Origin of the sequence: Marinobacter sp. MA (assembly GCF_048298425.1) — a bacterium.
Classification (GTDB): Bacteria; Pseudomonadota; Gammaproteobacteria; order Pseudomonadales; family Oleiphilaceae; genus Marinobacter; species Marinobacter salsuginis.
The window spans coordinates 2,537,716-2,560,609 of sequence record NZ_CP103058.1 but is presented as its reverse complement, the minus strand read 5'-3'; the positions used below and the strand labels follow the sequence as shown (position 1 = coordinate 2,560,609).

20 protein-coding genes are annotated in these 22,894 nt (G+C 57.7%); 9 read left to right on the top strand and 11 right to left on the bottom strand.

Features of this window, described 5'->3' with window-relative positions:
- Nucleotides 1-24 precede the first annotated feature (24 nt).
- From NUW46_RS11905 to NUW46_RS11890, 4 genes are all read left to right on the top strand, one after another.
- On the top strand, nt 25-1,230 hold the full coding sequence (locus NUW46_RS11905; RefSeq protein ID WP_418142033.1) for an efflux RND transporter periplasmic adaptor subunit: 1,206 nt from the start codon (nt 25-27) through the stop codon (nt 1,228-1,230).
- 98 nt (nt 1,231-1,328) lie between these two features.
- Entirely contained in the window at nt 1,329-3,077 is a 1,749-nt protein-coding gene (locus NUW46_RS11900; protein ID WP_418140189.1) for an N-acyl-D-amino-acid deacylase family protein, read from the top strand.
- 20 nt (nt 3,078-3,097) lie between these two features.
- Complete coding sequence (locus tag NUW46_RS11895; protein WP_418140188.1) at nt 3,098-3,703, top strand: DUF2238 domain-containing protein; 606 nt, start codon at nt 3,098-3,100, stop codon at nt 3,701-3,703.
- Nucleotides 3,704-3,754: 51 nt separating this feature from the next.
- Nucleotides 3,755-5,221, top strand: coding sequence for an SLC13 family permease (locus tag NUW46_RS11890; protein WP_418140187.1), 1,467 nt, complete (start codon nt 3,755-3,757; stop codon nt 5,219-5,221).
- An 11-nt stretch (nt 5,222-5,232) separates the two neighbouring features.
- Here the strand turns inward: NUW46_RS11890 and malT are convergent, their stop codons facing one another.
- The gene (malT, locus tag NUW46_RS11885) at nt 5,233-7,989 is read right to left on the bottom strand and encodes an HTH-type transcriptional regulator MalT (RefSeq protein ID WP_418140186.1); all 2,757 of its coding nucleotides are present in this window, start codon (nt 7,987-7,989) and stop codon (nt 5,233-5,235) included.
- A 250-nt stretch (nt 7,990-8,239) separates the two neighbouring features.
- Here malT and NUW46_RS11880 point away from each other — a divergent pair, with 250 nt between their 5' ends.
- The 4 genes from NUW46_RS11880 (at nt 8,240) to NUW46_RS11865 (ending at nt 12,861) form a co-directional block, all read left to right on the top strand.
- Complete coding sequence (locus tag NUW46_RS11880; RefSeq protein ID WP_053112284.1) at nt 8,240-9,040, top strand: C39 family peptidase; 801 nt, start codon at nt 8,240-8,242, stop codon at nt 9,038-9,040.
- Nucleotides 9,041-9,094: 54 nt separating this feature from the next.
- Nucleotides 9,095-10,105: a flagellar protein FilC gene (locus NUW46_RS11875; RefSeq protein WP_069183349.1), complete on the top strand. Its 1,011-nt coding sequence runs from the start codon at nt 9,095-9,097 to the stop codon at nt 10,103-10,105.
- Between the two features lie 38 nt (nt 10,106-10,143).
- The gene (locus NUW46_RS11870) at nt 10,144-11,769 is read left to right on the top strand and encodes an OmpP1/FadL family transporter (RefSeq protein WP_069183690.1); all 1,626 of its coding nucleotides are present in this window, start codon (nt 10,144-10,146) and stop codon (nt 11,767-11,769) included.
- Nucleotides 11,770-11,832: 63 nt separating this feature from the next.
- Nucleotides 11,833-12,861, top strand: a complete 1,029-nt coding sequence (locus NUW46_RS11865; RefSeq protein ID WP_418140185.1) for a MalM family protein — start codon at nt 11,833-11,835, stop codon at nt 12,859-12,861.
- A gap of 4 nt (nt 12,862-12,865) precedes the next feature.
- Here the strand turns inward: NUW46_RS11865 and NUW46_RS11860 are convergent, their stop codons facing one another.
- Genes NUW46_RS11860 through NUW46_RS11850 form a run of 3 tightly spaced genes read right to left on the bottom strand, consistent with a single transcriptional unit; the run spans nt 12,866 to nt 15,282 of the window.
- On the bottom strand, nt 12,866-13,897 hold the full coding sequence (locus NUW46_RS11860; RefSeq protein WP_418140184.1) for a polysaccharide deacetylase family protein: 1,032 nt from the start codon (nt 13,895-13,897) through the stop codon (nt 12,866-12,868).
- A 46-nt stretch (nt 13,898-13,943) separates the two neighbouring features.
- The gene (locus NUW46_RS11855) at nt 13,944-14,609 is read right to left on the bottom strand and encodes a DNA-J related domain-containing protein (protein WP_418142032.1); all 666 of its coding nucleotides are present in this window, start codon (nt 14,607-14,609) and stop codon (nt 13,944-13,946) included.
- 28 nt (nt 14,610-14,637) lie between these two features.
- A complete protein-coding gene (locus NUW46_RS11850) occupies nt 14,638-15,282 on the bottom strand; it encodes a TetR/AcrR family transcriptional regulator (RefSeq protein WP_136631822.1) in 645 nt (214 codons plus the stop codon).
- A gap of 72 nt (nt 15,283-15,354) precedes the next feature.
- On the opposite strand from NUW46_RS11850, the gene ttcA reads away from it, so the two are divergent.
- On the top strand, nt 15,355-16,269 hold the full coding sequence (ttcA, locus tag NUW46_RS11845) for a tRNA 2-thiocytidine(32) synthetase TtcA (RefSeq protein WP_418140183.1): 915 nt from the start codon (nt 15,355-15,357) through the stop codon (nt 16,267-16,269).
- A gap of 4 nt (nt 16,270-16,273) precedes the next feature.
- On the opposite strand, the gene NUW46_RS11840 is transcribed toward ttcA, so the two are convergent.
- The 7 genes from NUW46_RS11840 to NUW46_RS11810 all read right to left on the bottom strand — a co-directional run bounded on the left by NUW46_RS11840 (nt 16,274) and on the right by NUW46_RS11810 (nt 22,893).
- Nucleotides 16,274-16,963: a sulfite exporter TauE/SafE family protein gene (locus NUW46_RS11840; protein ID WP_418140182.1), complete on the bottom strand. Its 690-nt coding sequence runs from the start codon at nt 16,961-16,963 to the stop codon at nt 16,274-16,276.
- Nucleotides 16,960-17,220 carry a cbb3-type cytochrome oxidase assembly protein CcoS gene (gene ccoS / locus NUW46_RS11835; protein ID WP_349342985.1) on the bottom strand — a complete coding sequence of 87 codons (261 nt, stop codon included), beginning with the start codon at nt 17,218-17,220 and terminating at the stop codon, nt 16,960-16,962. The genes NUW46_RS11840 and ccoS overlap by 4 nt, the downstream gene beginning before the upstream one ends.
- A gap of 38 nt (nt 17,221-17,258) precedes the next feature.
- On the bottom strand, nt 17,259-19,706 hold the full coding sequence (locus NUW46_RS11830; RefSeq protein ID WP_418140181.1) for a heavy metal translocating P-type ATPase: 2,448 nt from the start codon (nt 19,704-19,706) through the stop codon (nt 17,259-17,261).
- On the bottom strand, nt 19,703-20,218 hold the full coding sequence (locus tag NUW46_RS11825; protein ID WP_069183356.1) for a FixH family protein: 516 nt from the start codon (nt 20,216-20,218) through the stop codon (nt 19,703-19,705). The genes NUW46_RS11830 and NUW46_RS11825 overlap by 4 nt, the downstream gene beginning before the upstream one ends.
- A 44-nt stretch (nt 20,219-20,262) precedes the next feature.
- Nucleotides 20,263-21,693, bottom strand: coding sequence for a cytochrome c oxidase accessory protein CcoG (gene ccoG / locus NUW46_RS11820; RefSeq protein WP_418140180.1), 1,431 nt, complete (start codon nt 21,691-21,693; stop codon nt 20,263-20,265).
- A gap of 127 nt (nt 21,694-21,820) precedes the next feature.
- Nucleotides 21,821-22,711 carry a cytochrome-c oxidase, cbb3-type subunit III gene (gene ccoP / locus NUW46_RS11815; RefSeq protein ID WP_418140179.1) on the bottom strand — a complete coding sequence of 297 codons (891 nt, stop codon included), beginning with the start codon at nt 22,709-22,711 and terminating at the stop codon, nt 21,821-21,823.
- A complete protein-coding gene (locus NUW46_RS11810) occupies nt 22,708-22,893 on the bottom strand; it encodes a CcoQ/FixQ family Cbb3-type cytochrome c oxidase assembly chaperone (protein WP_064230202.1) in 186 nt (61 codons plus the stop codon). Before NUW46_RS11810 ends, ccoP begins: the two co-directional genes overlap by 4 nt.
- Nucleotide 22,894: the final 1 nt, after the last annotated feature.

Here is a 22,894-nt window from a genome sequence, read left to right as displayed (position 1 = left end):
GGAAGCAGGGGGTGAGTGAATATCATGACGGTAAAAGGGTTTTCTGGAAAATGGCTGTTCTGGGGCGTATTTGCGCTGCTCGCACTGGCGACACTGGTGTATACGATCCGTCCGGAGCCCGTGTGGGTCGATCTGGCGCCCGTGAGCCGTGGTCCTCTGGAAATCACCATCAAGGAAGAGGGCAGAACACGCGTCCGGGATCGTTACGTTGTGTCTTCCCCGGTGGCGGGCTACCTGCATCGGGTACCTCTGGAAGTGGGGGATACCGTTATACCAGGCGAGCTGCTTACCGAAGTGGATCCGATGCCGGCAAGTACCCTGGATGCCAGAAGCCGGGCTGAAGCGGAAGCAAAAGTGCAATCAGCTCGTTCCGCTCTGAATTCAACGCGCCAGAAAGTGGCGGCAGCCGAAGCGGAAGCCGATCTGGCAATCCGCGAGCTGTCGCGATTGCAGGCTCTCAGCGATGACCACTTCGTGTCCGATGAACGGTTACAGCAGGCCCGGGCGGCCGCAGACCGGGCCCAGGCAATCCTTCGGTCGGCCCGTTTTGATGAGGAGGTGATGGCCCATGAGCTGGCCGCAGCAAGGACTCGTCTGGAGGTATCGGCGGCCCGGGAGACTGGCAATGGCAACATGGAGAGAGTGCCAATCCGGTCGCCGGTCAATGGTTCTGTACTGGGCGTTGCCCGCAAAAGTGAAGGCGTCATCCAGGCGGGTGAGCCCATCCTTGAGTTGGGTGATCCCGGCGCTCTGGAAGTGGTCGTGGACGTGCTCAGTTTCGATGCGGTCAAGCTGAGCCCTGGGGTACGTGTACGATTGACTGGGTGGGGCGGGGGCAGTCTTGATGCCAGAGTCCGGCGGGTTGAGCCGGTGGGCTTTGAAGACGTATCGGCCCTGGGGGTCGAGGAAAGGCGGGTTCAGGTGGTTGCGGACATTACCAGTCCCCCCGAAGCGTGGCAGAGCCTCGGTGACGGTTACCGTGTGGACGCCGAATTTCTGCTATGGCAGTCAGACAATGTCCTGCAGCTTCCGGAATCCGCGATCTTCATCGGTGACGGGCAGCATCAGGTGTTCCGCGTGGTCGATGACAGGGCGGTCCTGACCAACGTGTCGGTAGGGCGTACCAATGGATTTCAAACGGTGATTCAGGAGGGGCTGGCAGACTCGGATAGAGTGGTGCGCCACCCTGATCGCCAACTTGAAGACGGCAGCAGAATCAGGGTTCGTTAATGGCCCGTATTGCAGGGCCCGCCCACTAATATGAGAGGACATATCACGTTCTGCTGGCTAGACTGACGACATAAAACAACAAAAAGGAGCCTGGCGAGGTGAACCAGTTCGATACTCTTATTGTCGGTGGTCGTTATTTCGATGGTACCGGCGGTCCCTCCCGCATAGCCCACGTGGGCATCAAAGAAGGCCGGATTGCCCGGATATTTGATGAACAGCCTGACACCGGTCTGGCCACTCGCACGATCGACGCCAGCGGTTGCTGGGTAACGCCGGGATTTCTCGATACCCATACCCACTACGATGCTGAGTTGCTGGTAGCGCCCTCTCTGTCTGAATCTGTGCGTCACGGTGTCACCACAGTGCTTATCGGCAGCTGTTCCCTGAGCATGGTGTGCTCCGATGCGGAAGACGCCTCGGATATTTTCACCCGGGTTGAAACCGTGCCCCGAGAGAAAGTGCTGCCTATCCTGGAACAGCACAAGTCCTGGCAGACACCCAAAGAGTGGGTGGAGTTCATGGACGGGCACCCACTGGGGCCCAATGTCATCAGCTTTCTCGGTCACAGTGATCTGCGGACGGCAGTCATGGGTCTGCATCGCGCCACCGACCGGGGCGTGACTCCGACAGCAGAGGAGCAGCGAAAAATGGAACGTCTGCTTGAGGAAGCCCTGCAGGAAGGCTTTCTTGGGCTTTCCACCATGTGCCTGAAATGGGACAAGGTGGATGGTGACCGGGAGTGGTCCAAGAGTCTGCCAAGTACCTACGCCCGCTGGCGTGAGGTCAGCCGTCTGAATGCCCTTCTGCGTCGTTACGGGCGGGTGCACCAGGGCGCACCCAATGCGGCGAATCCCCTTCAGGTAACCCAGTATTTGAAAGAGACCCTGGGTTGGTTGAGAAAGCCCCTGAAAACCACCCTGATTGCCATGATCGATTTGAAAGGCAATCCCACGGTCAAACCCATGGCAAGCCTGGTGGGGTGGCTGGCCAACAGCTTTGGCGGCAACTTTCGGTGGCAGCTGCTACCAACGCCGTTCACGGTCTACGCCGATGGCATGGATATCGTGCTGTTTGAGGAATTCGGTGCCGGTGAGATGGCCCTCGATATCCGCGACCAACTCGAGCGCAATGAGCTTCTGAAAGACGAGGAATACCGCCGGAAGTTCCGGAAATTCTACAAGGAAAAGCTGTCGCCCCGGGTGTGGCAGAGGGATTTCGGCGATGCTGTGATTCTCGATTGCCCGGATAAAACCGTGGTCGGGCGAAACTTTGCAGAGCTTGCCGCTGACCGTGGCATCCATGTGGTCGATTTCTTTCTCGATATGGTGGTTGCCCATGGCCGTTCGCTGCGCTGGTTCACCACGGTAGGTAACCACAGAAAGGATCGGCTCCGGAAAATGGTCGCCAATCCCGGTGCCCTGATCACCTTTTCCGATGCCGGCGCCCACATCCGGAATATGGCTTTTTACAATCTGCCGTTACGGTTTCTCAAGCTGGTCCGTGAAAGCCATGAAGACGGTGAGCCAGTTATGTCGCTGGAACGTGCCGTACACAGGCTGACGGGAGAGCAGGCAGATTGGCTGGGGGTTGATGCGGGTCATATAAGGGAAGGAGACCGGGCTGATATAACGGTACTGGACCCCCGTGGCCTTGATCAGGATCTGGAACAGGTCGAATGGGCCGAAATGGAAAACTTCGGGCTGGAGCGAATGGTGAACCGGGTGTCTGGATGTGTCAGAGAGGTGTTGATCAACGGCCGAGCTGCAGTAACGGATGGTGAGGTGGAACCTGCATTGGGCAGAGAACCCGGATACGGCCACTTCCTGCGCGCCGAGGCGTCTGGGTAGTTTCGGATAAAAGGAAACCTATGAACCAACGATTTGCGCCCGCAGTCTGGGTGGTTGTCTTTCTTTCAGTCTTTGTCTGGTCTGCCATCGGGCCGAAGGATCGGGCGACCTGGGTACTTGAGGTTCTGCCCGCGGTCATCGGATTTGCACTGGTTGTCTGGTGTTTCTTCCGTTATCCGCTGACGCCGCTGGTCTATTTCCTGATTCTGATCCATGCCGTCATCCTGATGGTTGGGGGGCACTATACCTATGCGGAAGTGCCTCTGTTTGACTGGTTTCGGGACTGGTTTGATTGGCAGCGCAATAATTACGACAAGCTCGGCCACCTGGCGCAGGGTTTTATACCGGCAATGGTCGCCAGGGAACTGGTCATTCGATTCGACGTATTCTCCGGCCCTCGCTGGGCTGCATTTTTCATCGTCTGTTTCTGTCTGGCATTGAGTGCCTTCTATGAGTTGATCGAATGGTGGGTGGCCTTACTCAGCGACGAAGCCGCCGAGGCTTTTCTGGGCACCCAGGGGTATGTTTGGGATACCCAGTCGGATATGGCCTGGGCGTTGTCCGGCGCGATCCTGGCTCTTATCCTGCTCGGGCGGTTGCATGATCGCCAGCTTCAGAAGCTCTGACGTTTTTCTTGCCCGCAAATTTTGAAAGTCTAAATAACGGAACAAAATGGTATGTCCGAAGAGCTCAGCGCAGACAACCAACCCCGGGGCTTGCCCCGCAGCCAGGTGATCGGGCTGATCCTCGGCGCCGCGTTTCTGCTGGCAAGCATCCTTCTTCCACCTCCCGAAACCATGGCGGCGGAAGCCTGGGCCGCCCTCGGCCTGATGCTGCTAATGGCGACCTGGTGGTCCACCGAGGCCATTCCGATTCCGGCCACAGCTTTGCTGCCAATCGTTCTGGTCCCGGCGCTCGGGCTTGGCACGGTTGGTGAAGCCACAGAGCCCTATGCCAATCCGATCATCTTCCTGTTCCTTGGGGGATTTACGCTGGGGCTTGCCATGCAGCGATGGAACCTGCATCGGCGGATCGCACTGCTGACGCTGAAGGCCGTGGGCAGCAAACCTCGCAGGCAGATTGCCGGATTCATGCTGGCAACGGCTTTTCTGAGCATGTGGGTCAGCAATACCGCAACGGCCATCATGATGTTGCCAATAGGCCTGTCGGTGGTGGCAATGATGGACAGCAATGACAATCCCGAGGGTATTCGGCGTTACGCCACAGCCCTCCTGCTTGCTATTGCCTATTCCGCCAGTATTGGGGGCATTGCCACGCTGATTGGCACACCGCCAAATGCCTTGCTGGCGGCCTACCTGAGCGAAAACCAGGGGGTTTTCGTGGGCTTTGCCCAATGGATGCTGCTGGGGGTTCCGGTCACGGTCGTCATGCTGGCCCTTGCGTGGTGGTGGCTGACCCGGCGCGACTTCGGATTGGGTAATACTGCAGGTGGTGCTGAAGCGATACGCGAGGAGCTTGATGCCCTGGGGCCACTGGGAAAAGGGGAAAAACTCGTGGCCCTGGTGTTCTTGATCACGGCCACCGCCTGGATCTTCAGACCGTTGTTGTCCGAGAACCTCATGCCCTGGCTGAGTGACACCGGCATCGCCATTGCCGCGGCCATTGCCATGTTCCTCATACCCGTCAATACCCGCAGCCGAGAATTCGTTCTCGACTGGGAGACCGCGAAGGGAATTCCCTGGGGCGTGCTGCTTCTGTTCGGTGGCGGGCTGGCCATGGCTGGCGTGATCAGCAGTTCAGGTCTTGCTGAATGGATCGCCCAGAGCCTGGGTGTAGCCGGCGCTCTGCCAACACTGGTTATGATTGTGCTGGTGGCGGGCATCATCATCTTTCTGACGGAAGTGACCAGCAATACGGCAACGGCAGCGGCGTTTCTGCCCTTGTTGGGGGCACTGGCCCTCAGTCAGGGAGTGTCACCATTGCTGTTGACAGTGCCTGCTGCGATCGCGGCCAGCTGCGCCTTCATGATGCCTGTGGCCACGCCACCCAATGCCATCGTGTTCTCCAGCGGCCATATGCAGATCAGCGATATGATCAGAGCCGGATTTGCCCTCAATCTGATGGGTATTGTGGTGGTGACACTGCTCAGTTATCTGCTTCTTGGTGTGGTTTTCTCCATGTAGGCCAGCCGAGCCTAGTCTCCCTGGATCTTGCTCAGGAGGTCTTTGGCCAGTTCAATGGCCTCTGAACGATGGCTGATGTTCTGCTTCTGATAAAGGCTGCGGATGTGTGTCTTCACCGTTGTCGAGGCCACTTTCAGGTGCTCCGCAATCTGGTCATTGGACAGTCCGGCATGTATCAGGCTGAGGATCTGCCACTCCCGGCGGGTGAGCGGCGATGTGCGGATCAGTTCCGGGACATCCGGCCGGTCGATGATGTCCTGGATAATCGCTTCATCCAGCGAAATCCGGATGGCGCGGCTGAAGTCCCGCTGTTGCTGGGCCAGTTGAATCAGACGCTCTGCCCGCTGGAGTTCCATACCTTCAATGGTTTCATCGTTGATCAGAGCCTTAAGCAGTACAATTAGCTCTTTACCCAACCGCAGGAAGCTGCCGACAGCACCTGTGGTACTTGCCAGTTCCAGCGCTGTTTTCATGTGATCGAGGGCCAGTTCGCGTTCATCCAGTTGCCAGTAAAGGTAGGCGAGGGCTATGTGGTTGCGATTCAGGTCTGTTTTAAGGCCAAACTCCCGCGCTACCGTGGTTAGCTCTTCGAGGAGTGGTTGTGCCAGTTCGTATTGGCCGAGGCTGATTAACGCCCGGGCCTGGTTGCGGCCGTTGCACTGATTAAAATGGTTAGTGGCCTTCACCGGATCGCAGTGTGGGGCAACTGTGAGCCAACGCTGGATAGAGTCGTGATCCCGAACTGCATCCCAGTATGACAGCATGGTGGCCTGGGCATTGGCCACCCAATCCAGGTGGTAGTCTTCCGCCGCCAGCATTTTCTGGATCTTGGCGATGTAATCCGCACACAGGCTCTGTCGGCCCCGTGCCTGGGCAACCTTGGCCAGGGAGGTGTAACTCTGGACATACCAGCGTTCTCCCTGGGCCTCAAGAATTTCGATGCCCTGAAGTGCACACCGCTCGGCGCTTTCCAGATGGTGCCACTCCCACATGATCTGGCTGCGAATGCGGAAGAGGAATTCCAGGATCGGCAGGTGGTTCAGCTGGTTTTCTTCCGCGTATTGGAAAGCACGTTCCTGAATGTTGTAGGCCTTTTGCAGGAGACCCATGGCGACACTGATTTCGCTTTGCTGGCAGAGCGCCCAGATCACGTTCTGGTGGGCCTGATGGGCCCGGGCGAGATGCTCGGTATCCTGCATGCGGGCCAGGGCTTCCTCAAGTTCTCCGCGCACAAACAGCGCCTCACCAATGACCGAGGCGGCGGCTACTCTGGAAGTGGGCAGGAAGCGCGCTTCCTGTTCGATGGCTTCGCGGGCAAGCGTCAGGGCGCGTTCGCCGTCGCCATAATTCATCGCCACCTGGGCGCGAATGGCACTGAATTCGCCGTGAACGGCGCGCTGCGTGTCCTCGTTCAGGGATGCCCTCAGACGGGCTTCCGCTGCTGAGAGCCAGTTTTCGACTTCATCAAACTTGTACTGCCCCTGGGCAACCCACGCCCTAAGCAGAGTCAGCGTGGGATCCTCGGCGATGATTTCCTGTGGCAGCGTGTCCAGGCAGCGTTGAAGCAGGTGAAACTGACCTTCGGTAAAGAATTTGCGCCCGTGGATGGAGAGCACGCGGGTAATTCGCTCGGGATCTTCCGCAGCAATGGCGTGTTTGGCAGCCTCCTCCGCATGGTCCAGTTCGAGCCAGGCGTCGGCGGCCCGTTGATTGAGGTCTCTCTGGTTCTCGCGAGTGGTGCAGGTGAGCAGATGGCGCAGATAAACCGAGAATAGCGGATGGTACCGGAACCAGAGTGCTGAGTTATCCACGGGGGTTATGAACAGCCCCATGGACAGCAGGCTGCTGAGCAGTGCCTGGCCGTCCGCGTCGTCCATGACCCGCATTACCATTCCCGCGTTAAACCGGTCGAGGATGCTCGTGCGCATGAGAAACCGCCTTTGCTCTTCGCTCAGGTCGTTGCCCACCAGCTCATCGAAGTAATCGAAGATATTCTGGTTACCGTGTTCCAGCTGATCGACAAACTCGCTGAATTCGACACTGGTGGCGGATGAAGCGGCGAGCAATTGCAGGGCGGAGATCCAGCCTTCAACCCGGCGGACCGCCCGCTCAATGTCTTCACGCGCAATCTCAAAAGGCAGCCGGCTCTGGAGATACTGCTGGGCTTCGTCCGCTTCAAAACCGAGGGCCCGGCTGGTTATTTCAGTAAGACGCCCCTGCATACGGAGCTGGGCTACCCCCACCGGCGGCATCGTTCGGCTGATGAGAACCAGAGTCAGATACCCTGGCAGATGCCGCAGAAGAAAGCGTAGCGCTTCATGGATTTCGCCGTTGCTGATCAGGTGATAATCATCGAGCACCAGGTAGAGCGGCTCGTCATCCTGGGGCAGGGCGGCGAGTAGGTCAGTCAGGAAAGATTCGAGGCTGTCATAGCCTTCGGTCTGGAGTCTTTCCAGAACCGGTTGGCAGCTCCCCTCGGTGGCGCTGGCAAGGGCATTGGCCAGGTACCCGGCAAAACGGCCCGGGGCGTTGTCACTGGCTTCCAGGCGGAACCACGCTGAACGTGCCTCAAGGCTGGCCAGTCGCTCGGCAATGGTGGTGGTTTTGCCATACCCGGCCGGTGCATGAACCAGGAGCAGACTCACCGGCTCAAGGCCATGCAGAAGATCGTTGAACTTCTCTCTTGGAAGTAGTGCGGGTGGGGACACCGGGCTCTGGTTCTTGGCAGTGATAAAGGTGATCTGTCCCGGGTTCAGAGTTGTTGTCATCAGGATCTACATCAGGAATTTGAGTGTCAGGACTGGTGTTGATACCCCCTTTTGGCCCGTTGAGTCAACTCTCGAGGCTTCTTCGATCAGCGCCTTGAACCAGTTCTCAAATCCACCTCGCAAGGCCCCTCCTGCAGCGACAGATTTGAGGCACAGTTATCTTTCAGGGCGCAGGCTTTTCGGTATCTTACCGTAACAACATGTAACCCGATTTATAACGTGGCCAATAAAAACAGGGACTTCGTCTGACATGCTGCTGGTGCTCGCCGGATCCATTCTTACATTCACCATGGTGCAGGAAGCCACCGTGGTGGAGCCTTTCGAGAAGGGCCAGATCGTTATCGAGCAGGATGTGGATTCCAGTCCGGTTGAGCTGAGGTCCGACGTCAGGGTCGAGCCGCTGGTTGAGCAGAAATTCCGGAACATCGTGCGTCAGGCCTATGACTACAGCTGCGGTAGTGCCGCGCTGACCACCGTACTGAATTTCTACCTCGGCCGGACTTTGTCAGAACGACAGGTCATGGAGGGGTTGCTGCATTACGGCGAAAGCGAGCGCATTGTTGAGCGACGCGCGTTTTCCATGCTCGACATGAAGCGACTGGTTACCGCACTCGGCTATCCATCAGGTGGCTTCCGGGCCACCATTGATGACCTCAAGGACCTTGATCACCCGGCAATCGTGCCTATCCATCACGCGGGCTTCAAACATTTCGTTGTGTTACGAACGATCCGCGACGGGCGCGCCTACCTGGCCGATCCTTCAGTAGGCAACATCTCTTTCACCCTCGCCCAGTTCGAGGAGAAGTGGGATGACAACGTGCTCTTCATTGTCTTTCCGGGCAGTGACAAGCCGCTGGACAACCTCGAGCTGAAGGAGGAAGACCTTCGTTTTGTGGATGACCAGACAATGACACTTCTGGCGCTGGAACGGATACCGGCGTTTCACGAGTCCACCCAGAGGCGGATCCAGAATCTGCTGGAACGCCAGAAAAACAATCCCGACGGCAGTGTAGAGAACACCCGAAAGCAGTTGCACTACCGTCGAAACTAATTCACCGGGCAATCCCCCGGTCAGGAACACTACAAATAAAATAAGGGAGTCAGGATGAATCGTTGGTTTGTGCGAGGTTTTATCCTTGTTTCCACGGCAGGTCTGCTTCCGGGCATGGCCCTGGCGCAGGAAGGAAGTGTGGATCAGGCGCGGGAAGCGCTGGCCAAGCAGGAGGGAGACGAGGACGCTTCACAACAGCTTGAGGAGGTGTTCCAGGCTGCAGAGAAGAACTACTCGTTGCAGAAGAAGGGCTCCCATTCCCTGAACTATTCATTCGACTATTCCTATACCGCGGACCAGCGGCTGGATCTGGCCATCACCAATGGATCAGTCAGAAATCTGGACGTGGTGCCATCGGCAACCCACAGCTTTACGAATTCCTTTTCCTACGATTACGGCCTGTTGGACAACCTCACGGTGGGTACCCGGATTCCGTTGGTGGTCAAATATGATACCCAGGACGAGTTAAACGTTTACGATTTTGGCGATATCTCCTTTACCGGGCGCTGGCAACCGTTTGCCTACGTGCCGGGCAAGATGTCGACAACCCTGTTCGGAACCCTGTCCACCAAGACCGGTGTCAGCCCCTATGAGATCGATATCAACGAGCAGCTGTCTACTGGCAGCGGATACTACTCCATCGGGGGAGGGGCCAGTCTTTCGAAGGTTCTCGATCCAGTGGTGGTTTTCGGTTCTGTTAGTGCCACCTATAACCTGCCGGCAGAAAACCTGCAGCAGGTGCGAGGCGCACGCCTGCTGGAAGAAGTAGATCCCGGTTTCGGACTGTCCGGCTCGGCTGGTTTCGCCTATTCCCTGTCGTACGACATTTCATTGAGCATTTCGGCCCAGCTCAGTTACAGCGATGAAACCATTCTCACCTTCTCCAATGGCGACCAGGCTGTCGCCCAGGACCAGATGACCGGTTTCCTGAGTATGTCACTGGGTACCCGTGTCAGCGACACAACGATTGTGAATACCAGCCTGGGTATTGGCCTTACCGAGGACGCACCGGACTTCTCCCTGGGGGTTTCCCTGCCCATTAACTTCTCCGGACTCAAAGAGTGATTGGTGTCGTTGACGATCTACGGGAAGGGAAGGACTTCATGGGACAGAAAAGCCACAACCGTCAGATTCTCGCGGCCCTGATCGCCACGACCATCTCCTGTGGCGCGCAGGCCCAGCTGGCGCAGAACCTGACCATTCATCCCAAGGCGTTGGCGCTCGGCAACGCCGTGACCGCCGATCCTCCGGGGATCATGGCGATTCACTACAATCCTGCGGGCCTGACAAAACTGGACGGGCGTCAGCTGGAAGTGAACCTGATGAGCGTCTATCTGGACATTGACGCGGATTTCACAGCGCCAGAGGGCTATGAGATTTTCGGCATCGACGGGCTTGAGATTGACCCGCAAACGGGGAAGCAACGGGATCCGGTTGCCAATACCCACAGCCATACCAACAACGTGGCGCTGTATTTGCCCGGCTACGGAATTCTGCGTGCGCCTCCGGGACCGGCCCTGGCACCCTCAGCGGGGATCAGCATCAACCCGCCGGGCTCCAAGCTGACGTTCGGTAATGCCTTCTACCTGCCGCTGGCGGCCGGTTTCTACCGCGACAAGGACGACCCCGGTCGCTACCAGCCCCAGGCCACGGCGCTGCAGCGCACCACCTACCTGTCACCAACGGTGGGTTACGAGATCAATGACGATTGGTCGGTGGGAGCCGGCATACACCTGTCCCATATGGGGATCGCGGCGGATCAGTACATGCGCGCGCCGAACCTGTTGCTCGGGGTGGCTGAAGTCCTGCAGGACGCCTTCAACTGTGAGAGTGGTGATGAGCCGCTCCAGCCCTGGCTGGCGCTTTGTGGTGGTAATGTTGGCCCCTGGGACGACATTGGCGCACTGAACATCAATGTTCAGGAAACCCTGTCCCCGACCTATGCTCTGGGTGTCATGTGGGAGCCGACGGACTGGTTCAGCTGGGGTGCGAGCTACACCTCGGAAGCCGAAATGAATATGAAGGGCACCTTCGAGATCCAGTACACCGACGACTGGTCCGGCTTCTGGCAAAGCGTGAACGGATCAGTCCTCGGAGCCATCACCTCGGCGATCCTGAGCCTGCCGTCCGGCGCGCCCAAGGAATCCGGGAACGTCAGTATGGATCTGGTGTATCCCCAGCATTTCCAGACCGGCATCAGTGTTGACGTGCATCCGAAACTGACCCTCAATGCCGACATTGGCTGGACCGATTACAAACAGTGGGATGCTTTCGTTTTCCGGTTTGACCGTAATCTGGAGTTTCTCAATGCGGCCCGGATTTTGTCCCCAGACAATGCCACGCCCAATACCCTGAGGTTGCCGCTCGGTTTCAAGAGCCAGTGGAACTGGGCGTTCGGCATGGAGTTTCACGCGTCTTCCCGTCTGGACCTGCGAGCCGGGGTAGAGATACGGGATTCCGTTATCCCGGATGATCAGCGACAGGTAATGGCTCCCTTCGGTGGGGCAAACCTGTACAGCATCGGTATGGGCTACCAGTGGGACAAAGACACAGAAATTGACATGAATCTCAGCTACCTTCACTCGGTAGAGTCGATTCCCGCCGACACCAGCTGTAACGTAAACTGCGACAACATCACCAATATTATCTACAACCCGTATGCGGGTCTCGATATCAAGACGTCGCTTAGGGTTGTCATGGCAGGCCTCAGTTTCCGGACCAAGTTCTGAGTGATGCCACTAATCGAAGGGTAGTCATTCGCAGTGATTAACGGCTCTGTAGGTAAATCAGCCTTGTTTCTCTTTCTGGCAGCGCTTCTCGGGGGCTGCCAGATAGGCGGCTCCACGGTTTCGGAGCGGGAAGGCTATTTTACCTGGGTCGACGAACAGGGCAGGGTGCGATATTCCCCCATTGCCAGAGCAGGGAGTAGCGACTCTGATTCGAACGCTAGTGAGCAGCTCGATCCGGAGGTAAAGGCAGAATCAGAGCGGTCCGGAAATCCGGCCAGCTCCGAGTCAGGGCTGGAGGAGGAAACCGAGTACACCCTTGAAAACTACCCTGATGCTACCGAGCTTGAGAAGGACGGCTACGTTCGCCCCGGGGAGAGGCAGCCCTATTTCACCTGGCGCGATGCTGAAGGCAATGTCCGGGTTAGCTATTACCAGCCGGATACCCGCTCTGACGTTGAAAAAGGGCTGGTTGAGCCGCCGGTCCAGATTACCGAAGCCAGCGTGTACCATGCCGGGCCGGATCGGGCAGACCAGACGCCGGTGGAGGGTTATGACCCCGACGCCTTTGCCATACTCGGCATTGAGGCTCCAACCGATAACTTCTTTGCCCGATTTTCAGCCACCTGCTGCGAGTCACTGGATGTTCAAAGTCGGCAAGGGTGGCAATCAGGAAGGGAGTTCGGCGTTACCCTTAGTGAGGATTCAGCAACCCATCCGTTTCTCACCGGAACCAGTCCCTACCAACTGATTGCACTTCCCGACCCCGACGAGCAGGCAAGTCTGGTCATCCGCCTGCGCTCCTACGCCAGGGACGGCGTGTTTGTGCCCTCCCTGGTATTTCTGGATGAGACGATGGCGCCGTTAAGGCTGATGACAGACCTGGTCATGGATTTTACCCCGGAGAACTGGCACCGACGCGGCTACCTGGAGGCCTGGGTACCTGCATTCCCCCGCCAGGGAGAGCGTTGGCTGGTCGTTTTTACCAGGGAGGAAGATCTGAAGGGCCAGACTGTTACCGAAACCAGTACCGGCCCCCGGAAAATCCCCCATGTCAGTCATGGTGAGATTGGCCTGATGCAGTTGGAGGAGTGAGGCGTCAGTCCTCCGGCTTACTCAGATCCAGCCACTGCTGGGACAGCCAGTAGTAGCTGCCATCACCGACAGGGTGCGTGCAGTTATAGCGGAACCGCCGGCTGTTAAAGGCCTCAGGGGCTTTCACTTCCACATTGCCGTCGATGACATCAAAGTCGATTCGTCCCTGACCGGACGCAAAGCATGTCAGTCGGTTGGCATCAATGGGGTCCACGAGCGGGAAAACCAATGTGGGCGGATTTTCGGAGATCACGCCATCTGGCAGCTCTCCGGTATTAACAGGGAAGGCTTTACTGCGTAGCTTGTTCTCAAGGTTCCCTAACTGACCATAGGCGTTCGCCATCGGAAAGCGAGGCAATCGGGTTTTCTCTGTTTGTTGTCCGATGGCTCCGGATTGCTGGCCAAAACCATACCAGCCTCGCTCGGCAATTCTGCGTTCCAGTGCCTGGTCAAACTCTCCGTACGGGTAAGCGAACATTGGTGCAGGCGAGTCCAGTTCCTCTTCAAGGGATTCCTGGGCCGAATCGAGGCTGTTGGTAACCCGGGCCTGCCAGTCGCTTTCGCTCTCGTTTGGCTCTCGGGCAAGGTGTCCATGGTCGGCGCTGTGGTTGGCAATGGTAACGCCCGGACGCTCGGCCAGTTCCCGAATCTGATCCCAGGTCATATAGCCGTTTCGGCCAACGGCTTCGGTGTTTACAAAAATGGTATAGGGGTAGGCCTTTTCGGCCAGAAGTGGCGCCGCGGTATGGTAGACGGAGTCATAGGCATCGTCGAAGGTAATGGCGATGCGATTACCTTGCCCATCGGTACCGGCCAGTGCTGCTTCTGTGCCTTTGTGCAGATCCACAACCTCCAGCTCCAGATCCGAGATCATATCCAGCTGGCCTTCGAAAAGAGACACAGACGTGCTGGTGGCGGGCGGCGTTGAATCACTGACATGATGGTACTGCAGGACAACGAGATCTGCGCGCGCTGCGGTGCCAGTCGCCATCAAAGTGACGATCATGGAAGATTTCAGGAATGCTTTGAGCTGCATATCGTCTCCTGTGTTTCTGTGTCCTGGCTCAGTTGGAGCGGACCGGTCAGATGCTATGCCGAAAATGGGCTTTCAGTACCGCAAAGGCCTGATTGAGATGCTGAATGGTTTCGGTCTTGCCGCCGCGGTCTGGATGGGCGTGCATCACGGCCCGGCGGAAACGCTTCTTGACCGTTGGGAAATCCCCGGGCACGGCCTGGAATCCAAGTACTTCCGCCGCAGCCTTCGCTTCGGCTTGCGCAGGCGCCTGGCCAGACGAACCTGCCCAGAAATCATTCATCATCTGTTGAATTGCTTCCTCGGGCAGACGGTACTGGGACAGGTCCAGATAGAAATGGCGGAGTGTGTCGACACTGTCCGGAACACCCTCGCCACCGACCACCGTCTGCGCCTCGATGCGAATATTCAGAGGCGAAATTGTGAGGCTCTCGCCGGCCTCAGACAACTGGTCCCGCAGGCGGTAGAGCACATGGAACAGAAGGAAGTGAACCGGGTAGAGCTTTTCCGGTTCGCTGAACACAACGGCTCCAAGCAGTTCCCACGGCGGTTTCTGAAGGGCCTTGATCAGCGATAATTCGTTCATGCCTGCCGGTGCCGACCGGAGCTCGTGCTCAACGGCCACCAGAAGATGCTGAATCTGTTGTTCCAGGCAGTCGTCTTCATTTACTGCTCCGGGGTAAGCGGAGCGCGTTGGAGCATGGCGGTCTGTCATGGGACCCATGTTAGGGCACTCCCGGCCATCAGGGAAGTGCCGCCAACCTCGGGAGGCCGCCGATGAACAGAGCGCTCGAAAACCGCGTTGCCCTCAAAGCTTCGGCCTCTGCTGACTCCGGGTTCCTGTGCGCGCGTCGTGCGAGCGTCAGGCTGGTCTCGTAGGCGACCCCGAAAAAAGCGGCGCACAGGTACTCATGATCGATTCGGGGAAGCAGGCCTCGCTCCATAGCCTCACGGACGTCATCCTCCAGAGAGAGCATGGTCAGACCGAGAATGTCCGAACCGAACAGCTCCCGAAGCGCGCGATCATTGCGGTGTGCCAGCTCATAGACCAGCGGATCCCTGGCAGTCGCGGTGAAAAGTGCCAGATAGGCGTAGTGGATAAAATCTTCGGTGTTATTCGCCGCGCGCCGGTGGCGGGTGAGATTGTCATTCAGATTGGTCAGGAAGTCGGTGAGCAGAGCGGCGAAAATGTCCTGCTTGCTGGAGAAATAATTGTAGAAAGTGCCGGCGGCAAGACCCGTGCGCCGGACGATGTCACGGATGGTTGAGTTCTCATAGCCCCGCTCCCTGAAACATTCCCGGGCGGCATGCAGGATCGCTCCGCGGTTCCGAATCCGGTTCTGTTCCCGTTTGCCTGCGACCTCTTCGCTCGATTGCAACATATCCATGTCGGTATCCTGTCCCTGAATCCATGTGACGCGTATAATCGCACGTCCATTTGCCCTATGAACGTAGTGTGTATGTCCGAAGCAATGATCGCCAGTTCCGAACAGTCCCTCAACCCAGAGCGGGAGCGCCGCCAGAAGCTGGAGTTGAACAAGCTGCAGAAACGTCTGCGCCGCGAAGTCGGGCAGGCGATTGCCGATTTCTCGATGATTGAAGCCGGCGATAAAGTCATGTGCTGCCTCAGCGGCGGCAAGGACTCTTACGCCATGCTCGATATTCTGCTCAACCTGCAGAAGAGCGCCCCGGTTGCGTTCGAGCTGATAGCCGTCAACCTTGATCAGAAACAGCCCGGATTTCCGGAAGAGGTGTTGCCCGAATACCTGTCCTTCATGGGTATCGAGTATCACATCATCGAGAAGGACACCTACAGTATTGTTAAGGAAAAAGTGCCGGAAGGGAAGACTACCTGCGGTCTGTGCAGCCGGCTACGTCGTGGAATTCTCTATAATTTTGCGGAGGAGCACGGGGTTACCAAGATAGCCCTTGGTCACCACAGGGACGATCTGCTGGAAACCCTGTTCCTGAACATGTTCTATGGCGGCAAGCTCAAGTCGATGCCTCCGGTTCTGCACAGCGACGATGGCCGCAATACGGTTATCCGGCCGCTGGCCTACAGCCGGGAAAAAGATATCGCCCGTTATGCGGGGCTGCGGCAGTTCCCCATCATTCCCTGCAACCTGTGCGGTTCCCAGGAGAATCTTCAGCGCCAGGTGATAAAAGACATGTTCCAGGCCTGGGATAAGCAGCACCCCGGTCGGCTGGAGACCATGTTCCGCGCCATGTGCAATGTGGAGCCCTCGCACCTGGCAGATACCAATCTGTATGATTTCAAGGAAGGCAAGCGCCTCGGTGGCAAGCGCCAGGCCGTTCATACGGCGGAACCCGAGGCACAAACAGACTTCGGGCGTTTGGATGTACTGAACATCTAGCCGGCTAGTGTCCGGCCAGATGCAGGAAAGGCAGTGTCCAGAGGCCGAACAGGATCAGCAGGCCGCCGGTGACTTTGCGAAATAACCGGTGGCTCTGCAAGCCGCGAATCCAATTGGCTGCGAACCCCGTGGCCAGCATGGAGGGCAGGGTGCCAAGCCCGAAAAACAGCATGGTCAGCGCTGAGGAGCCCACCGTGGGCTGCAGTGCTGCCCACCCCAGCGTGCTGTAAACCAACCCGCAGGGCAGCCAGCCCCATAGCGCTCCCAGTGCAAGTGCCTGGCCGCCGTGGTTCACCGGCAGTAAGCGGCGGGTCAGGGGTGAGAGTCGTGCCCAGATTGGCGCGCCTACCCGTTCAACGTATCGGATCCCCTGCCACCATTGCCCCATGGAAAGCCCCATGAAGATCAGCAGAAGCCCCGCCAGGGTGCGAAGCACTAGGCCCGCAGAGGCCCACTGGCTGGCGGCCGATGTACTGGCCAGCGCGACCAGCGTGGCGATCAGCACATAGCTGCCGATTCGTCCGAAGTTGAAAGCCAGAAGCATGACGGTTTGCCGGAACCGGAAACCCCGGCCCACGGGAAGCGCCATTGACAGGGACGCGCTGATGCCGCCGCACATTCCGAGGCAGTGCGTACTGCCAAGCAGTCCGATCAGGAAGGCGCTCGGATAACTGAGGTAGAGTTCCGGATTCATCCTTTCTGGGAGTTATCCTCATCCGGATTGGCGGCCTTGCTGACCTCCGATACTTGCTCAGGGGGCTGTTCTTCGGCAGCCGGTTTATCGGTGCGAGCGTCGTCCGGGATCATGTCCTTGTCGTCATCGTAAAGAATCCGATGGGCGGGGCCTTCGAGATCATCGTACTGACCGTTCTTGACCGCCCATGAAAACAGAACGATGCCCAGGGCCACCAGTATGAGCATCACCGGTACCAGGAACATTACGATTTGCACGGCGAAACCTCGTAGGAAAGAGTATAGGGTTTACGTTATCAGGACAGGGCCTGGGCGCCAACCGCCGGGTTTGGCTGAACCGTTTGCTTCGGTGCCTTGCCGAGCCTCAGCGCGTTCAACACAACGACCAGGGAACTGAGGGACATACCGATTGCTGCCAGCCAGGGCGGAACCATGCCTGCTGCTGCGAGGGGCAACGCGCAGACATTGTAGGCAAGTGCCCACCAGAGATTCTGTCGGATGATTCGCCGTGTTTGACGGCTGGTTTTCAGGGCTTCGACCAATTGCAGTAACTGGCCGTTCAGCAGAACTGCATCAGCTTTCAGTTGAGTCAGGTCTGCGGCTGTCCCCATGGCAACGGAGATTCCGGCGCCGGCCATGGACGGTAGATCGTTCAACCCGTCGCCGACCATCATGATTTGCCGGCCCTCAGATTCCAGCTTCTGCAGTACTGCCAGCTTTTCCTCCGGCGAAGCCTGCCCGATTGCTTCATCGATGCCCAGCATGCCCGCCACCTGCTCAACATGGCCTGAGCGGTCGCCACTGAGCAGCAAAGTCCGAATGCCGGATTCCTGGAGGGCCTTGATGGCAGCTCGGGCATCATCCCGGGGTTGGTCGTCGAGCCTGAAGCAGGCCAGCCATTCGCGATCTGATGCCAGCCAGATCTCCATGCCTTGATGCTGCCCGGATTTGGGTGCGGGTGCGACTACATGCTGTTCGACAAATCCCCGGTGGCCAATGAACACCGTCATAGTGCCCAGCTGGCCTGAGAGCCCACCACCCAAATGATTTTCCACATCTTCAACTGCGGCGGTAGTCCGACGATGGAATACTCTGGCGATCGGATGTTCGGAGTATTTCTCGAGGCCGGCCGCAAGCTGCAGGCAGGTCTCCTCATCCATGCTACCGACAACCTCTGTCCCGGTGAGACTGAGCTCCCCTCGCGTCAAGGTTCCGGTTTTATCGAACACGACGGTATCGATGGTGTTCATTGATTCCAGGGTATGGCCCCTCGTCGGCAAAAAGCCAAGGCGACGGAGCCTGACTGTTGCCGAGGTGATGGCGGTCGGGGTTGCCAGTGACAGCGCGCAAGGGCAGGTTACCACCAGTACCGACAGGGTGATGTCGAAGGCGTTGTCGGCGCCAGCCAGCCACCAACCGATCCAGACCACCGGAGCCAGTATGAGTACCCGCCCGACAAATTTCCCCGCCATACGGTCGGCCATCATCGCGACCTCGGGCTTTTCCGATTGCACCCGGTCCAGCACCCGGAGAATACCTGACAGCCGGGTTTGTGCGCCGGCCTTCACCACCCTTACATCAAGCGGATTCTCGCCGTTGACACTGCCGGCATGAACGGTATCCCCGGGGTAGCGGGTTTCAGGCAGATATTCTCCCGTCAGCGCAGCCTCGTTGAGAGTGGACTCTCCCCGCACGATCTCGCCATCCACGGGCAGGGTCTCACCGGGCCGAACCCGAACGATATCGCCGGGCCGAATCTGGTGGGCCGGCACTATGTCCGTATCATCACCGCTGACTCGTGTGGCAACCGTCGGCTGGAAACCTGCAAGGGCGTTTCCGGTTAACCCCGCGCGGTAACGGGCCTGCACCTCAATATAACGACCGAGCAGCAGGAAGAAGGTAAACATACATACTGACTCGAAGTAGACTTCCTCGCCGCCAACGATGGTTACCCAGGCGCTGGCGAGGTAGGCAAGCCCGATAGCAATTGCAACCGGCACATCCATGGTCAGATGCCGGCTCTGTATATCCCGGCGCGCGTTTCGGAAAAAAGGGGCAGCGCTGTAGAGAACCACGGGGGTGGCAACCAGCAAACTGAACCACCGGAAGAAGCTGACAAACTCCGGCGACAGATCGTTGACCAGCTCAAAATACAGGGGAAAGGCCAGCATCATGCTCTGGAAAGAGCCTATGCCCGCGATGGCGACCCTGATAAGCATGGACCGGTGTTCGGCCTTGAGGGCCTGTTCCGCCTCATCTGCCTGGTAGGGGCGAGCCGTATAACCCAGCTCATGAATGGCAATCAGAAGGTCGCTGAGCGGCGCCTTATCGGGGGACCAGACCAGCCGGGCTCTCTGTGTGGTGTGGTTTACCGAAAATGAAACGACACCGGGCTGTTGTTTCATGTGGTTCTCAAGCAGCCAGATGCAGGCCGCGCAGGTAATCCCGCCAATCAGCAGCTGGGCTTCCTGGGCGCCTTTGACAGGGGCAACAAAGGATTCCTGAATCAGGGGATGGTCAAGTTCCCTGATACGGTTCAATTCTGCTGCGGTCAGTTGCTTTGGTGTGACAGCCGGTTTTGTCCGGAAATCATAAAAACCCGTCAGACCCTCGCTATGGATGGTCTGGCAAACCGCCTTGCAGCCCTGGCAGCAGAAGTGGCGAGTTGTGCCATCGAGCTCAAGGGTAATGGGCGGCTCACCATCTGCCGGTTCACCGCAGTGAAAACAATCCAGGCTGGTCAACCTTGGGCAGACTCCCCGGCCTTGACCGTTATGCCGCTCTCGGAAGGCAGCCAGGCTTCTCCTTTGAGACGCCATTCGTTGGCCGGACCACGGAGGTCGTAGTACCAGCGACCGTCAATATCGTTATGGAGCTTTCCGGCAAATCGTCCCGGGGCAACTTGCTGGAACTGGATGGTGCGGTCCTTGTCCGAAAGTGTTGGATGGAACAGGTTGAGAATCAGATAGGGGAAATCCGCCGGACCGTCAACGGTATTCAGGTCCACGGTGATGTTCCGGTTCTGAAAATCGATCCGGGCTTCCATCCCCAGATCCACAGCTTTCTGGTCCCGGGCAATGGACATATTGATACCGCGACCTTCCTTGGACCAGTCGTCGGTGACCATTGCGTTTTCAGTGCTGACAGCAATCGTAATGGCAACGGCGCAATAAATAATGGATGCGCCCGGGAATATCAGCAGGAACCAGAACCAGGGCTGGCGGTACCAGGGTGCTACGGGTGTTTCAGTTGTCATAAATCGGTGTCTCGTTAATGCGGTCAGGTCCGCGCAATCAGAAATCAGCGCGTTGGACCGACAAATCGGCTTTCAGTTTCAAGGCTGAGCGAAGAATCCGTCTCGGATTGCGCCCTGAACAGGATATCGTTGTTGGACTCGGTAATGGATTCCGGAGGCACATCGACAACGGTCGGCAATGAGCGGTTTTCCCCGCTTTCAACGGTTACCGAGGTGTCAGTCAGGATCCGGATCCCCTCCAGGCCGGTCACGGCGAGAGTGAAGGTCTGGGGAACCTCTGTCATATTGGCAATTTTCAGCGTGTAGGAGTTCTCGATTCGACCTTCGCCATTGAAACTGTAAAGGGCGCCGCGATCACGGAGCGCATCCATTTGCGCCGGTACCCGGGTGACTATTGTGAAAATTATGGCCGCAACCATCAACGACAGGACCGCACCATAGCCAAAGGTTCGTGGCCGCAGGAGCTTCGAGGTCTTACCCTCGAGTTCATTCTCCGTGGTATAGCGGATCAGGCCCCTCGGGTAGTTCATTTTATCCATGATTTCGTCACAGGCATCAATGCAAAGGGCACAGCCGATGCACTCGTACTGAAGCCCGTCTCTGATATCGATGCCGGTTGGGCATACCTGGACGCACTGGCCACAGTCGATACAATCGCCGAGGCCGGCCTCTGTCGGATCCACGCCCTTTTTGCGGCCACCCCGTGGCTCGCCGCGGTTTGGATCGTAGGAGACTACGCGGGTGTTGGGGTCAAACATGACGGACTGGAAGCGGGCATAAGGACACATGTACAGGCAAACCTGCTCACGCATCCAGCCAGCGTTCAGATAGGTGGCGACAGTAAAGAAGGCCACCCAGAAATAGGCCCAGCCATTGGCCTGCAAGGTAAACAGGTCTGCGATCAGTTCCCGGATCGGGTAAAAGTAGCCGACAAAGGTCAGGCCGGTAGCCAGGGCGATCAGGAGCCATACCGTGTGTTTGGCGGATTTCTTGGCAATCTTGCTGGTGGAACTGGGAGCTTTGTCCAGTTTCATCCGCTTGTTTCGGCTGCCTTCTATGCGCTCCTCAACCCACATGAAAATGAACGTCCAGACTGTCTGCGGACACGTGTAGCCACACCAGACCCGGCCAAACAGGGTGGTAATGAAGAACAGGCCAAAGGCACAGATAATCAGCATTCCCGATAGCAGGATGAAATCCTTCGGGTAGAAAGTGGCTCCGTACAAATGGAACTCACGGGCAGGGAGGTCAAAATGGATCAGGGGTTGTCCGTCCAGCGTGAACCAGACGAACGCAAAGTACATGCCCATTAGCAGCGTCAGGCTGACATTACGAATACGCTGAAAGAAGCCTTTGACTTCCTTGACGTAAATCTTCTTGCGGCTGGCGTAAAGCTCGACGGTTCCGGATTTATTATTGTTGTCGGAGGGGTCAGAGGATGGGTCAACCTGTTTGACCGGAATCTCACTGCTCATCGTTACCTCCAGGAAAAGGGTAATGCGGGGCAACAGGCTTTTAGTCTGCTGATCTTTTCAAGCCTGTGCCCGCACGCAGACACAGGGTTGAAAAGACCGGGCCGGGGTCAAACCCCGGCCGGCTGACTCAGTTCGAGAGGCTGTAAACGTAAGCCGCGAGAATCTGAATCTGATCGTCTGAAAGCAGGCGATCCTGAGCTGGCATCTGGTTCTGGCGACCGTTCATGACGGTCTCCTTGATCCACTCGTAGGTGGAGCCATAGAGCCAGGTGTTGTCGGTCAGGTTGGGCGCGCCCAGAGCCTGCATACCTTTACCCTCGGGGCCATGACAGGCCACGCAAGCCTGGGCAAAGACCTGTTCGCCCGCTTTGGCAGCCTCGGCGTCTTGTTCACGACCACTGAAGCTCAGAACGTAGTTCACAACCTGGTCAACCTGCTCGTTGGTCATGCTGGGCATGGTGCCTTTGGCTGGCATGTTACCCATACGGCCGTTATGGAGGGTTTCCAGAATCGCCTCAGGGGTACCGCCCCAGAGCCAGTCGTCGTCGGTCAGGTTGGGGAAACCAACCTGGCCACGAGCGGCGGAGCCGTGGCAAACCGCGCAGTTGTTGGCGAACAGACGCTGGCCAATTTTCATGGCGTCGTCATTCTCTGCCAGCTCCGGGACGGGGGTCTGGCCGTACTGGGCGTAGATTTCGCCGTATTTCTCTTCGGCCTCTGCTACTTCGGCTTCCCATTGATTAACGGCGGTCCAGCCCAGAAGGCCTTTCCAGTTACCCAGGCCCGGGTAGAGCGCGAGGTACCCAAGTGCAAAAATGCACGTTGCGATAAAGAGATAGAACCACCACTTGGGTAGTGGGTTATCGTATTCCTCAATGCCATCAAAGGAATGGCCCATGGTGCGATCGGTTTCGGTATCGGTCGTCTGGCTCTTGCGGGTCGCCCAAAGCAGCCACCAGCAGCCGAATACGGTACCGAGCACGATCACACTGATCCAGATGCTCCAAAAGGTACTCATTCTTTTTTCTCCGTTTTTTCCTGTTCGAGCGTACGCTTTTCCACGTCGTCATCGTCGAAGGGCAGGTGGGCTGCCTCGTCGTTGGCCTTCTTGCGGTGGGCGCTGTACGCCCACCAGACGATTCCCAGGAAAACCGCCATTACCAGAAGTGTGTGAATACCGCGTAACTCATTAATATCCATG

What these genes read in the sequence shown, in the direction of transcription:
- NUW46_RS11905 (WP_418142033.1), top strand. Translation starts at nt 25, where the DNA reads ATGACGGTAAAAGGGTTTTCTGGAAAATGGCTGTTCTGGGGCGTATTT.
- NUW46_RS11895 (WP_418140188.1), top strand. Translation starts at nt 3,098, where the DNA reads ATGAACCAACGATTTGCGCCCGCAGTCTGGGTGGTTGTCTTTCTTTCA.
- NUW46_RS11890 (WP_418140187.1), top strand. Translation starts at nt 3,755, where the DNA reads ATGTCCGAAGAGCTCAGCGCAGACAACCAACCCCGGGGCTTGCCCCGC.
- malT (WP_418140186.1), bottom strand. Translation starts at nt 7,989, where the DNA reads ATGACAACAACTCTGAACCCGGGACAGATCACCTTTATCACTGCCAAG.
- NUW46_RS11880 (WP_053112284.1), top strand. Translation starts at nt 8,240, where the DNA reads ATGCTGCTGGTGCTCGCCGGATCCATTCTTACATTCACCATGGTGCAG.
- NUW46_RS11875 (WP_069183349.1), top strand. Translation starts at nt 9,095, where the DNA reads ATGAATCGTTGGTTTGTGCGAGGTTTTATCCTTGTTTCCACGGCAGGT.
- NUW46_RS11870 (WP_069183690.1), top strand. Translation starts at nt 10,144, where the DNA reads ATGGGACAGAAAAGCCACAACCGTCAGATTCTCGCGGCCCTGATCGCC.
- NUW46_RS11860 (WP_418140184.1), bottom strand. Translation starts at nt 13,897, where the DNA reads ATGCAGCTCAAAGCATTCCTGAAATCTTCCATGATCGTCACTTTGATG.
- NUW46_RS11855 (WP_418142032.1), bottom strand. Translation starts at nt 14,609, where the DNA reads ATGACAGACCGCCATGCTCCAACGCGCTCCGCTTACCCCGGAGCAGTA.
- NUW46_RS11850 (WP_136631822.1), bottom strand. Translation starts at nt 15,282, where the DNA reads ATGGATATGTTGCAATCGAGCGAAGAGGTCGCAGGCAAACGGGAACAG.
- ttcA (WP_418140183.1), top strand. Translation starts at nt 15,355, where the DNA reads ATGTCCGAAGCAATGATCGCCAGTTCCGAACAGTCCCTCAACCCAGAG.
- NUW46_RS11840 (WP_418140182.1), bottom strand. Translation starts at nt 16,963, where the DNA reads ATGAATCCGGAACTCTACCTCAGTTATCCGAGCGCCTTCCTGATCGGA.
- NUW46_RS11825 (WP_069183356.1), bottom strand. Translation starts at nt 20,218, where the DNA reads ATGACAACTGAAACACCCGTAGCACCCTGGTACCGCCAGCCCTGGTTC.
- ccoG (WP_418140180.1), bottom strand. Translation starts at nt 21,693, where the DNA reads ATGAGCAGTGAGATTCCGGTCAAACAGGTTGACCCATCCTCTGACCCC.
- ccoP (WP_418140179.1), bottom strand. Translation starts at nt 22,711, where the DNA reads ATGAGTACCTTTTGGAGCATCTGGATCAGTGTGATCGTGCTCGGTACC.
- NUW46_RS11810 (WP_064230202.1), bottom strand. Translation starts at nt 22,893, where the DNA reads ATGGATATTAATGAGTTACGCGGTATTCACACACTTCTGGTAATGGCG.